This window comes from Aquimonas voraii (assembly GCF_900101825.1).
GTDB classification, from domain to species: Bacteria; Pseudomonadota; Gammaproteobacteria; order Xanthomonadales; family Xanthomonadaceae; genus Aquimonas; species Aquimonas voraii.
In genome coordinates this window covers 514,877-527,762 of sequence record NZ_FNAG01000001.1, presented here as the reverse complement: position 1 = coordinate 527,762, position 12,886 = coordinate 514,877, and the positions used below count along the sequence as shown (strand labels likewise).

The following is a 12,886-nucleotide window of genomic DNA, read 5'->3' as shown; positions in this document are numbered from 1 at the left end:
AATGACAGCAGGCTTACGGCACGTGCCCGCAGGGCGGCGCCGGGCCGATTTTCAAGGCCCGTGGGGGACATCACGCGGGCCAAGGTGTCACAAAACTGCCATCTCTCCGCAATATTCTCTTCGCCTTGACCCTCTCCACCGGATCCCAGCCCATGCGCCTGCACCGTCCCGCCCTGTACGTGGCCGCTGTCCTGCTGCCCGCCTCCACCTTGTGCAGCGCCTCCGACTGGAGCTTCACGCCAGCCGGTTCGTTTCAGCACGATTACATCGAGTATCGCGTGGACGGCGGCAGCGATGGCGATGCCGACGGTGCGCGGCGCTCACGCGTTGGCCTGCGCGCTCGCCACAGCTCGGGCCTGGAGCTGCGCGGCGAATGGGACTTCGCCATCGGCACGGTCACCGACGTCTACGCCGATCTGCCCCTGGGCGCCGGCAAGCTGCGCATCGGCCAGTACAAACAGCCTTTCTCGCTGGAGGAGCAGGGCTCCTCGCGCGACCTCATGCTGCTGGAGCGCTCGCAGGTGCACGATGCCTCGAACTTCGGCCGCCGGGTCGGCCTGATGTGGACCCAGCGGCTCGGCGACATGCAGCTGCAGGCCGGCGGCTTTGCCGGCACCGCGGAACAGGTTTCGGGCACGGCCGGTGCGGCCCTGCGACTCGTCAGTGTCGCCCGCCCCGATCTACACCTTGGCCTCGCGGCGGCCTATGAGGCCCGCGAAGACGAGCGCCTGCGCCTGCGCGCGCGCCCGGAGTCGCGGCTGCTGCCGCTGGCGCCGCTGGATCTCGGCAACTTCGCGAATACCGACGACAGCCTGCGCCTCGGCGCGGAAGCGGCCTGGCTGCGCGGCAGCTGGACCCTGCAGGGCGAGGCCTTCGCCCTGCGTGGCCAGCGCGCCGGCGATGACCCCGAGGGTCGCGGCGCCACGCTGCAGGCCAGCTGGCTGAGCGGCGGGCACGCTCGCAGCCTGCGCGACGGCGCGCTGCGCAAGCCGAGCTTCGAGGCCGGCAGCCTCGCCTTCGAGCTGGCGGCGCGCATCAGTCGGGTCGACTTCGACCTGGGCGGTGCCCACCTCGGCGCACAAACCCAGATCGGCCTGGCCGCCACCGTTTATGTGGGTGCACGCTGGCAGTTCGCCGCCCAGTACGGCGACTTCGACGCCGACCGCAGCCTGCGGGTGAGCCGCCCCGGCGACTACAGCGGGCACTTCACCGGGCTGCGTGCGCAGTACAGCTTTTGAGCCGCGCAGCGGAGCAGAGCTTGGACAAGCGCGCCGCCCGCCGGGCTTGAGCCCGGGGGGCGCTTGGAGATCGAAGCGACCCAAGGGCCCTTCGGGACGGCATCCGAGAAGCGTCGAGCGATGACGGGCCACCTCCGCGCCAAAGGCGACCTGCGGCGGCGCAGGACCCGACCGGCCCGCGACTCAGGGCACCGACTCACCGCTGGGCTTCACGCCCCTGAACGAGTGCACCCCACCGGCAGCGCCGAACTCGACGCTGGCGCGGTCCACCAGACGCTGCAGCCGCAGGTCGACGAGGGTGGTCTGGTTCGGCCGCAGCACCTGCCGCAGCAGGGTGGGCTCGGCCTGGATCGCCGCCTGTGCGTAGCGCACGAAGCCCTGCTCCGGGCGCGGACGCAGCTTCAGGCCTAGTCGATCGACCCCGGGCTGGGCGGCGCGCAGTTCGGCGCCCGCACGGCGTGGGTCCGGGATCGCGGCGCAGCCGGCCATCAGGTCGTGGTTGAACAGCAGACTCAGGCTGCCCGGGTGCCTGCTGTTGCGCTGGCGGTCGCGCAGGAAGCCCGCGGGCAGCAGGTCGGGGCTGTCCTGCGCGCCGGTGAGCACGAGGTCGTAATCCTTGAGCGCACCGCCCTCGCTGTCCTGCAGGCGGAAGATCACCAGGCTGCTGCGATCGTGCAGATGTGCGCGATCGGGCAGCACTGCCACGGCTTCGATCTCGACCCGCTCGGCGTCCTGCACCACTTCTGACTCGCGCTCGAAGGCATCGCAGACGTTCGCGTAAGCGGCGTTGGAGTCGACTTCGAGGCAGCGCAGCACCGCCTGCACGGTCTCGCCCCCCTGCCCGCCCGCCGACGCCGACACGCCGCGCAGGATGCCGCGCGCCTTGCCGGAATGCGCCGCGCCGGCGATCAGGCGGAACGCCGTGCGCGGCGCGCGCTTCAGGCCGCCGACCGGCTCCAGGCGCTGCAGGTCGCCACTGCGGCCCTGCTCCAGCACCAGCAGGGCCGCATTGAGGTTGGCCGAGGCCACCCGCACCACGCCGTCACTGCCGCTCTCGCCGGTGTAGGGGTTGAGATGGTCGTAGAGCTTGCGGTCGATGCTCTGGCCAGTGAGCACGAAGGGATAGACCCCGCGGCCGTGCTCTCCGCCCGGCTCACCGAAGCGGCCGCGGCACCAGGCTTCGTTCAGGGCCCAGGCCTCGGGGCTGCCCTGCTCCAGCCAGTCGAGCACGCCGGCTCCGGGCTCCACGCCCTGCGCGAAGGCCTGGATGCGGCCGAGCCGCCCCTTTCCGAGCTGGGCCAGCGCACTGCCGAAGTTGGCCGGCGCCAGCATCACCAGATGACTCATCGGGCAGGACGGGGCCCCACGCGGCTGCACGTAGTAGCGCCACCACCATTCGCGCGCGAGCGGACCGCCGGTGCTGTGGGTGATCACCGCGAAGCGCCGGCCGGACTGGATCAGCGCGCCGAGCTCGCGCTCCACCGCAGCCTGCAGCGCACGCGCCAAGTCCTCCATGCGCACCTCGTCGTGGAAAGACACATAACGGCCGAGGTGGATGTCGCGCAGCCGCAGCGTCTGCCCGCGCGCGGCGTACTCGGCCGCCAGCCGCTCCGGCAGGCCGCCATAGGTTTCGGTGCTGGTGACCGACCAGCCGTGCAGGAAGACCAGAGTGTCAGGCAGGGGCATGAGTGAGTCCTTGCATCCGGCGTTCGGGAGCGAACGGTTGTCAAGTGGAGAGTGCCGCGGGAGCACGCTGACTCAGCGGCGGGGACACGACCTTCGACCGCGGTTCGCCGATGACCGGCCTGCGCGCACGCGGCCCGACTTCGTTGCGGCCGGAGGACAACGCGCCTAAACCGCTCCGGGAGCCCGACGCCGACGGTGCCGGTTGCGGTGGCGGGGCCAGCGCAGGCAGGGATCAAACCCGCTGTTCACCAATCCCCAATCCCGAATCCCCAATCCCGGCTCATCACGCCGTCCCCGAGCCCTCCGCACAGCTGCGGGCGACGTCGGTCTCGACCTCGTCCTCGTGCAGCAGCGCGCGCGCGACGTCGAGCGCGGCATCGATGACTTCCACGCGCACGGTGACTTCGCTGGACTCCCGAGAAGTGTTGACCAGGATGGCCCGGCCGGGCCCGGTGATGCGGCCGGCCAGCACATCGCGCGGACCGACGATGCCGCGCTCGATGTCCATCACGGTATAGCCGCCTTCGGTGCGCACCACCACGCGGCCGGTGTTCGGGTTCATGCCGCATACGCTGCCCTGGCTGCTCATGGCGTTCTCCTTACTCGACTGGCTGAACCCGAGGTGGGCCCCAGCCTAGCCGAAACAAGGGATGCTGCAAGTGCACGCTGGGCACCGTTCAGGGCCCCGCTTCAGCCCAGCAGCAAGCGGTAGGCCGGATTGTCGGTCTCGTTGCTGTGTGGATAACCCAGCCCAGCCAGGAAGCGGTCGAAAGCGGGACGATCGCTCTCGGGCACCTGCAGGCCGACCAGGATGCGGCCGTAATCGGCGCCCTGGTTGCGGTAGTGGAACAGGCTGATGTTCCAGTCCGGGTTCATGGCTGCAAGGAAGCGGATCAGGGCACCGGGCCGCTCCGGGAAGTCGAAGCGATAGACGCGCTCGTCGCGGGCCAGCGGCGAGCGTCCGCCGATCATGTGGCGCAGGTGCAGCTTGGCCAGCTCGTCGTGGGTCAGGTCCAGCGCCGGGAAGCCTTCGTCGGCGAAGGCCTGCGCCAGGGCCTCGGCCTCGCCGGGGCCGCGGGTGCTGATGCCGACGAAGATGTGTGCGGCGGAGGCATCGCCGATGCGGTAGTTGAACTCGGTGATGCCGCGTCCGCCCAGCAGGTTGACGAAGCGACGGAAGCTGCCGCGCTCCTCGGGAATGGTCACCGCGAACAGGGCCTCGCGCTGCTCGCCGACCTCGGCGCGCTCGGCGACGAAACGCATGCGGTCGAAGTTGAGGTTGGCGCCCGAGGCCACCGCCACCAGCGGCTCGCCGCGCAGGCCCTGGCGGGCGACGTACTGCTTCAGGCCGGCGACGGCCAGCGCGCCGGCGGGTTCGAGCAGGCTGCGCGTGTCCTCGAACACGTCCTTGATCGCCGCGCAGAGGGCATCGGTGTCGACCCGCAGCACCTCGTCGAGATGCAGCCGGCACAGGCGGAAGGTTTCATCGCCGACACGTTTCACCGCGGTGCCGTCGGAGAACAGGCCGACGTCGTCCAGCGTGACCGGATGTCCGGCTTCGAGCGAGCGCGCCATGGCGTCCGAATCCTCGGTCTGCACGCCGATCACCCGCACCTCGGGTCGCAGCGCCTTGACGTAAGCGGCCACGCCGGCGGCCATGCCGCCGCCGCCGATCGGCACGAAGATGGCATGCAGCGGCCCGGTGTGCTGGCGCAGGATTTCCATCGCCACCGTGCCCTGCCCGGCGATCACGTCGGGATCGTCGAAGGGATGCACGAAGGTGTAGCCGTGCTCGCGTTCAAGCGCGCGCGCGTGGGCGGCGGCATCGCTGTAGGAGTCGCCAATCAGGATGACTTCGACGTTCTCGCCGCCGTGTCGGCGCACCGATTCGATCTTCACCGCCGGCGTGGTCACCGGCATCACGATCACCGCGCGGCAGCCGAGCTTGCGCGCGGCCAAGGCCAAGCCCTGCGCATGATTGCCAGCCGACGCCGCGAGTACGCCACGTGCGCGCGCCTCCGGCGACAGATGCACCATCTTGTTGTACGCGCCGCGCAGCTTGAACGAGAACACCGCCTGGTTGTCCTCGCGCTTCAGCAACACCGTGTTGCCGAGCCGCGCCGACAGCCGGGGCGCAGGCTCCAGCTCGGACTCGCGCGCAACCTCGTAGACGCGCGCGGTCAGAATTCGCCGCAGGTAATCCAGCGCCGGCGCGGGCGCGATCTGCGCCTCGGGTCTGGGCGTGGACGACAGCGGCTGCGCGGGCATGGCGGAATCCTCAAGGGCTCGTGAACGAGGCTCCGAGACTACGCCCGCCGGTGCCATTCGCCCTTACGACTTCGGTGCAGGGCGACGAATTGGCATAGGGCTTGAGAGCCGGGATTGGAGATTGGGGGTGAGGCGGCCCGCTTGCGCGCCATTGCCACGCAAGCGGGCCGCCTCACCCCCAATCCCAGCTCCATCAGTCACTCTTGATCACGATGTTCGGAAATCCGAAGGCCTTGTTCTTCGCGCGCAGCGACAGTCGCCCCGCGGCCTGACGCGCAATCTCGCGATAGCGCTTCGAGAGATCGGACTCGGCGTCTACCGCCACCGTCGGCGCGCCGCCGTCCGCCTGTTCGCGGATGCGGATGTCGAGCGGCAGCGCACCCAGCAGGGGCACCTCGTACTGCGCAGCCATGCGCGCGCCACCGCCTTCGCCGAAGATGTGCTCGGCGTGGCCGCAGTTCGAGCAGACGTGGATGGCCATGTTCTCGACGATGCCGAGCACCGGCACTTCGACCTTGCGGAACATCTGCAGGGCCTTCTTGGCGTCCAAGAGGGCGATGTCCTGCGGGGTGGTGACAATGATCGCGGCCGACACCGGCACCTTCTGGCACAGCGTGAGCTGGATGTCACCGGTGCCCGGCGGCAGGTCAATGATCAGGTAGTCGAGGTTGTCCCAGGCGGTTTCATTCAGCAGCTGCTGCAGGGCCTGGGTGACCATCGGTCCGCGCCAGATCATCGGCGTGTCCTCGTCGATCAGAAACCCGATCGACATCGCCTGCAGGCCGTGGCCGCGCTTGGGCGTGATGGTCTTGCCGTCAGGGCTGTCCGGCTTGCCGGAAAGCCCGAGCATGCGGGGAATGCTCGGCCCATAGATGTCGGCATCCAGCACGCCAACGCGCGCGCCTTCGGCGGCCAGCGCCAGCGCGAGATTCACCGAGGTGGTCGACTTGCCCACGCCGCCCTTGCCCGAGGCCACGGCGATGATGTTCTTGACTCCGGGCAGCGGGCTCAGGCCCTCGCGCACCTTGTGCGCCAGCACACGCGAGGAAACGTCGACGGTGGCGCGTTCGATGCGCGGGTCGGCCTCCAGCGTGGCTCGCACGCGTTCGGCCAAGGCCACACGGAACCCTGCCGCCGGATAGCTCAGCTGCAGCTCGACCAGCACGCGGGGCCCATCCACGCCGATGGCGCGGACGCCATCGACCAGGCTCTGGCCAGTGTTTTCATCAATGAGAGGGGCAAGCAGCGCGCGGACGGCATCCTGGTCAAGCGACATGGGCAGGGCTCTGGGGCGAGGGCCCCTTAGTTTAGGCAATGCCCCCACAGGCTGCCTTGCGCGGCTTCAGGCGCGGCTGGCCTGCGCCCCCTGCAGCTGCGCCCAGGCGGTCTTCCAGCGGGCCCGCGAACGCAGCCGCCAGTCGTCGACCATGGCGTAGAAGGTCGGCAGCGCGAACAGCGAGATCAGAGTCGAGAACACCAGGCCACCGACGATGGCGCGCGCCATCGGGTAGTAGGGCGGACCGTCGCCACCCATCTGGGTGCCAGCCATGGTCAGCGGCAGCATGCCGAGGATGGTCGTGCCCATGGTCATCAGGATCGGTCGCAGGCGATCGCGACAGCCGGCCACCAGCGCGGCATGGCGGTCCATGCCGCTCCGCCTCAGCGTGTTGATGTGCTCGACCATGACGATGCCGTTGTTCACCACCACACCCATCAGCACCAGGATGCCGATCGCCGCCATGATCGAGAAGGTCGTGTCGGTCAGCCAGAACAGCCAGAAAACACCCAGCGCCGAGAAGAAAATCGTGCTGACGATCACCGCCGGGAAGGTGATCGACTCGAACACGGCAGCCATCACGATGTAGACCATGATCAGCGCGATCAGGGTGTTGAAGGCCATCTGCGCGCCAGCCTGGTCGTTCAGCTCGAAGCTGGTGCCGAAGTTCCAACGGTAGCCCGCGGGGAGTTCGAACTGCTCCATCAGAGGTTCGATCTGCTTGCGGGCATCGTCCATGGTGACGCCATCGGCCAGCGCGATGCGAATGGGCAGCGCCGTCTGCCGGCTCTGGCGATTGATGGTGCTCGGGCTCGCGACAACCTGCACGTCCACCATTGCCAGCAAAGGCACCTGCCCACCGAGCGGGCTCGCCAGCTTGAAATCCCGAAGGTCATCGACGCTGGCGCTGTCGGCCTCCTCGAAACGCAGCCAGACCGGCACCTCGGTCATGCCCGAGCGAAACTCGCGCAGGGGTGTGCCGCGCAGGGCGATGCCGATGAACTGCGCCACCTGCTGGGCGGAGAATCCGTACTGCAGTGCGCGGTCGCGGTCGACCCGGACCTGGATCTCGCGCGACTTGGCGCCGAGGTCTGCATAGGCATCGCGCACGAAGGACTGCGCCTTGAGCACCGGCACCACGGCTTCGGACAGTTCCTCCAGCAGCATGGAGCTGTCGCCGATCAGGGCCACCTGCATGCCCTCGCCGCCGCCCGGGCCACCGCCCTCGCTCTCCTGGAACGCGACTTCGCCCATCGCCAGCTTGGGCAGGCCCGCGGTGATCTTCTCCATGACCTGCGGGGTTGGCGTGCGCCCCTCGGGATCGAGATCGATGCGCGTTCCGCCGCCGCCGCGCTCGCTGTACCAGCTGTAGATCTGCACGATCTCGAACTCGTCGCGATGGGCTTCGAGGTAGTCCTCGACCTGCTTCACCGCCGCCGAGATGTCCTCCAGGCGGTAGCTGCCGTTCCAGCGGTAGCTGAGCTCGGCCTCGCGAGTCTCACCCTGCGGGATCATGTCGGCCTTGATGCCAAACATCGGCACCAGGCTCACGGCGACCAGCGCGGCGATCGCGGCCAGCGTCTTCCAGCGGTGCCGGAGCGAGGCGTCGAGCCAGCGCGCGTAGCGGTCCTGGAAACGGCTCGCCTGCCGCGAGGCATCGACCAGATGCCTGGGCGCGCGCAGGCGCGCGCTGATCATCGGGATCAGGCTGATCGCCACCAACCAGGAACAGAGCAAGGAGATGGTGATGGTGTAGGCCACCTGGCTCAGATAGATGGTGATGAAGTTGCGCTCGCCGAAGATGTTCGGCAGGAACACGATGATGCTGGTCAGGGTGCCGGCCGAGATCGCGATCTGCACTTCGCGGGTGCCCTCGATGGCGCAGCGGAAGGGGTTGTCCGGATACTTCTCGCGCTTCTGATAGATGCTCTCGACCACCACGACGGCATTGTCGACCAGCATGCCGATGCCGAGCAGAAGGCCCATCATCGACAGGATGTTGAGCGACAGCCCGAAGAAATACATGAAGCCCAGCGTCATCACGATGCAGATCGGGATGGACACCGAGACCATCAGGGTCGAGGGCCAGTGGCGCAGGAAGAAGTACAGCACCAGCACCGACAGGGCGGTGCCCAGAAGCCCCGCGTTGGCCAACTCCGACAGCGAGGTGGTGACGCCTTCCGCCTGGTCCTGCATGACGAACAGCTGGATGTCTGCGAAGGCGGGCATGGCGTGGATGGCTTGGACCTCCGCCAGCACACCGCGCGAAACCTCGACCAGGTTGGCCGAGCGCTCCTTCATGATGTCGATGCCCACCGCAGGGCGGCCGTCGAGCCGGCGTCCGTAGTCCAGGCGCCCCGGCTTCAGTCGCACCTCGGCGATGTCGGACAGGCGCAAACCGGCCGCGTTGACCGGCAGCGCACGCAGTTCCTCCAAGGAGCGCAGCTCGCCGACGGGCTGCACGCGCACACGTCGATCGGCCTCGGTGATCTGGCCGGCCGAAACCGAGAAGTTGGCCGCGGAAAGCCGCTGTGCCAAGGCGTTCAGATCGATGCCATGCGCGGTGACGCGATCATTGTTGAGCTCGATCTCGACCTCGGGCGGGGCAATGCCCGACAGATCGACGCGCGCCACCCCGGGCACGCGCTCGATGCGTCGCTTCACCTCGCGGTCCAGCAGGTCGTACTGGGCCTGCAAGTCGAGATCGCTGGACACCCGGATGCGCAGCACCGGCTGATCGCTGGTGCTGTACTTCAGAACCAGGTAGCGCTGGAAGTCGGACGGCAGCTCGTCGCGGATCGCGTCCAGGCGGTCGCGCGCATCAGCCGCGGCGATCTGGATGTCGCGACTCCAGTCGAACTGGATGAACACGCCGGCGCCATCCGCGCGCGACTGCGAGAACATGCGGCTGATGCCCGGCAGGGTCGCCAGCGCCTCCTCGGCCGGGCGGGTGATCGTCTCCTCGATCTCCGAAGGGCTGGAGCCCGGGTACGGAAAATCCACGTAGAGGAAGGGAGCATCCGCCTCAGGCAGGAACTCCAGGGGCAACCGGAACGCAGCGATCAAACCGACCAGCAGCATGGAAACGAAGAACATGCTCGCGGTCACCGGCCGCTGCAGGCTGAGGCGCGAGAGGCTCATGCCGCGGACTCCGCCGCAGCGAGGCGCGCCTGGCGCTCGGCTTCCGCGGCTGCGCGCGTACGCTCACCGCGCTCGAAGTAGTAGGCATCCGGTTTGCGGTCGAGCAGCGCGTACATCACCGGGATCACCAGCAGGGTCAGCAGCGTGGAGACCAGAAGGCCACCGATCACGGTGATCGCCATCGGCGCACGCACTTCGGCCCCCTCGCCACCACCGATCGCCAGCGGCAGGAAGCCGAACAGGGTGGTCAGCGTGGTCATCACGATCGGGCGCAGGCGCTCGTGCGATCCGTCGCAGATCGCCTTGAGCTTGGGCACGCCCTCCTCGCGCAGCTGGTTGACCCGATCGATCAGCACGATGGCGTTCTTGACCACGATGCCGGCCAGCAGGATAAGGCCGATGAAAACCACTACCGACAGGCCGTTGCCCGAAAGCTTGAGGGCGAGAATCGCGCCGACCGCCGCCAGCGGGATCGTGAACATGATGACGAAGGGGTGCAGCAGCGACTCGAACTGCGAGGCCATCACCAGGTAGACCATGAAGATCGCCAGCACCAGTGCAAACACCAGCGAGTTGACCGAAGCCTGCAGCTCCTCGTTCTGGCCACCGATGTTGACGTCGAGCCCGGCGCCCAGCGGCTGCTCCGCCAGCATGCGCTCGATGTTCGCCACCGCGGTGCCGAGGTCGCCGTAGCGCAGGTTGGCCGAGACCACGGCGACGCGCTCCTGGTCGACGCGATGGATCTCGCTGGGGCCTTCGGTGCTGATGACATCCGCCACGGCAGACAGCCGGACCGGACGCTCGCTTTCCGGGTTGACGATCAGCTGGCCGATATCGGCCGCCGAGGCGCGGGCGGATTCTTCTGCGCGCACCAGCACGTCGATCTTGCGATTGCGGAAGCTGTAGCGGGTAGCGACTTCGCCACGCACCTGGCGCACCACCTGGTCGGCGATCTGCCGGGTGGTGAGGTTCAGCGCCGCCGCCCGTTCGGCATCGAAGACCACTTGGATCTCGGGGAAGCCCTGCTCCACCGTGGACTTGACGTCGGCGTAGCGGTCATCGGCCTGAAGCCGTCGCGCCAGCTCCAGGCCGGCCGCCTGCAGCTGGTCGAGGTCGTAGCCGCGGATCTCGATTTCCAACGGCGTCGCGAACGAGAACAGCTGCGGGCGCGAGAACTTCACCTCCGCCCGCGGCCAGGCTTCGGCACTTTCGCGCAGGGCTTCCGTCAGCCCGGCCTCGGCGTTCTCTCCCGCGCCCTCGGCGAGGACGATCAGCAGCTTGCCGATGTTCTCGCCCGATTCTGTGGGGTTGGCGTCAAGGCGCGTGCCGCTGCCGCTGACGCCGTGGATGGTGCGCACCCGCGGGTCTTCGGCGTGGCGGCGCTGAAGTTCTCGCACCACCGCATCGCTGTCGGCCAGCGGCGTACCCGGCGGCAGCTTGACGGTCATCTCGAAGCGACCCTGGGCGAGCTGCGGGATCAGATCCATGCCCAGGCCGGGCACCAAGGCCAGGGTGAACAGGAAGGCCGCGGTGGACGTGAGCAGGACCGGCGCGGGTCGCGCCACCGCCTTCGGCAAGGCGCGGGCGTAGGCGGCCTCCAGCCAGTCATAGGGCTTGAGCAACACGCGACCGATGGCGCTCAGGCTGCCACCCACCCACCGGCCCAGGAGACGGGCGAAGCGCAGAAGGCCGCGAGACACCGCCAACCGCAGACGCGCAACCCGCCCGCGGGCAACGTCGAGCTCGGCCTGGTCCTCGGGATAGGCCAGCGGCGGGCGCGAGCGCAGCGAAGCCAGCATGGGCACCAGTGCCATCGCCACGACCGTGGAAATGATGATGGCAATGCTGACGGTCAGAGCCTGGTCGCCAAACAGTTGGCCAGCCACGCCTTCGACGAAAACCAGAGGAAAGAACACCGCCACCGTTGTGAGCGTGGAAGCGACCACCGCCAGTCGCACCTCGGAGGCGCCGACGATGGCGCTCTCGATGATCCCCAAGCCCCGCTCGCGCGCTTTGGCGATCGACTCCAGCACCACGATCGAGTCATCGACCACCATGCCTGTGGCGAGGGCCAACCCGCCCAGCGACATCACGTTGAGGCTCAGGCCCACCTGCTGCATGAAGAAGAAGGTGGCGATGATCGAGACCGGCAGCGACACCGCGATGACGAAGGTGCTCCAGCCATCGCGCAGGAAGAAGAAGATGATGAGCACGGCCAGCAGGCCGCCCATCAGCGCGGCCGAACCCACCTCGTCCAACGAGTTCTGGATGAACACCGACTGGTCGTCGACCGTGATCAGGCTGGCGTTGGGCGGCAGGTTCTCGCGCAGGCGTTCCAGCTGCTGGCGCACGCCAGCCGCGGCGGCGACGGTGTTGGCATCGCCTTCCTTGTAGATCGCCAGCTCGACCGCCTCGCGGCCGTCCATACGGATGATCGCCTCGCGCTCCTTGAAGCCCTGGCCGACGGAGGCGACATCGCGCAGGCGCACCGGCACGCCCTGATCAACCGCCACCAGCAGTTCCTGCATCTGCTCGACATTGGCGAACTGGTTGACGGTGCGCACTAGGTAGCGCTGGTTGCCTTCGTCGATGGCACCGCCCGAGATGTTGATGTTCTCCTGCTTCAGGCGCTCGATCACCCGTGCTGGCGTCAGATTGAGTCGCGCCAGCTTCTGCGGGTCCAGCAGCACCTGCACTTCATCTTCGAGGCCGCCGCTGACCTTGACCGCCGCCACTCCGTCGACTGGCTCCAGCCGCTTCTTCAGGGTCTCGTCGGCGTAGCGACGCAGGTCCTTGAGTTCGGCGATGTCGAAGCCCGTGACATCGGCACGTCCCGCCAGGCCGAGGCGCATGATCGGTTCGGTCGAGGGATCGAAGCGCAGCAGCACGGGCTTCTCCGCTTCCAGCGGCAGACGCAACAGTTCCAGCTTGTCACGCACCTCGATGCCGGCGCGGTCCATGTCGGTGCCCCAGGCGAACTCGAGCACCACATCACTCTGGCCCGTGCGCGAGACCGAGCGCAGGCGACGCAGGTTCTTGACCACGCCGACGGCCTCTTCGACCGGCTCGGTGATCAGGTTCTCGATCTCGGACGGGGCCGCGCCGGTGTACTCGGTGCGCACCGTCAGCGTGGGATAGCTCAGGTCGGGCAGCAGGTTGACCTTGAGGTCGCGCAGGGCGATGAAGCCGAACAGCAGGAAGGTGATCGTCACCATCCCCACCGTCACGCGACGGCGGGTGGCGATCTCGGCGATGTTCATGAGGCGTTCCTTGCGGC

The 12,886-nt window shown here is 68.2% G+C and carries 7 protein-coding genes; 1 reads left to right on the top strand and 6 read right to left on the bottom strand.

Features of this window, described 5'->3' with window-relative positions; all coding sequences use genetic code 11:
- Positions 1 to 152: 152 nt before the first annotated feature.
- On the top strand, positions 153 to 1,238 hold the full coding sequence (locus BLP83_RS02290) for a porin (protein ID WP_091238303.1): 1,086 nt from the start codon (positions 153 to 155) through the stop codon (positions 1,236 to 1,238).
- Between the two features lie 183 nt (positions 1,239 to 1,421).
- On the opposite strand, the gene BLP83_RS02285 is transcribed toward BLP83_RS02290, so the two are convergent.
- The 6 genes from BLP83_RS02285 to BLP83_RS02260 all read right to left on the bottom strand — a co-directional run bounded on the left by BLP83_RS02285 (position 1,422) and on the right by BLP83_RS02260 (position 12,869).
- Entirely contained in the window at positions 1,422 to 2,924 is a 1,503-nt protein-coding gene (locus BLP83_RS02285; protein ID WP_091238300.1) for an esterase/lipase family protein, read from the bottom strand.
- A gap of 283 nt (positions 2,925 to 3,207) precedes the next feature.
- On the bottom strand, positions 3,208 to 3,513 hold the full coding sequence (locus tag BLP83_RS02280) for a hypothetical protein (RefSeq protein WP_143006521.1): 306 nt from the start codon (positions 3,511 to 3,513) through the stop codon (positions 3,208 to 3,210).
- Between the two features lie 101 nt (positions 3,514 to 3,614).
- Positions 3,615 to 5,192, bottom strand: coding sequence for a threonine ammonia-lyase, biosynthetic (gene ilvA / locus BLP83_RS02275; RefSeq protein WP_091238293.1), 1,578 nt, complete (start codon positions 5,190 to 5,192; stop codon positions 3,615 to 3,617).
- Between the two features lie 193 nt (positions 5,193 to 5,385).
- Positions 5,386 to 6,468, bottom strand: a complete 1,083-nt coding sequence (apbC, locus tag BLP83_RS02270) for an iron-sulfur cluster carrier protein ApbC (RefSeq protein ID WP_091238290.1) — start codon at positions 6,466 to 6,468, stop codon at positions 5,386 to 5,388.
- 66 nt (positions 6,469 to 6,534) lie between these two features.
- Positions 6,535 to 9,609, bottom strand: a complete 3,075-nt coding sequence (locus tag BLP83_RS02265) for an efflux RND transporter permease subunit (protein WP_091238288.1) — start codon at positions 9,607 to 9,609, stop codon at positions 6,535 to 6,537.
- The gene (locus BLP83_RS02260; RefSeq protein WP_091238285.1) at positions 9,606 to 12,869 is read right to left on the bottom strand and encodes an efflux RND transporter permease subunit; all 3,264 of its coding nucleotides are present in this window, start codon (positions 12,867 to 12,869) and stop codon (positions 9,606 to 9,608) included. Before BLP83_RS02260 ends, BLP83_RS02265 begins: the two co-directional genes overlap by 4 nt.
- Positions 12,870 to 12,886: the final 17 nt, after the last annotated feature.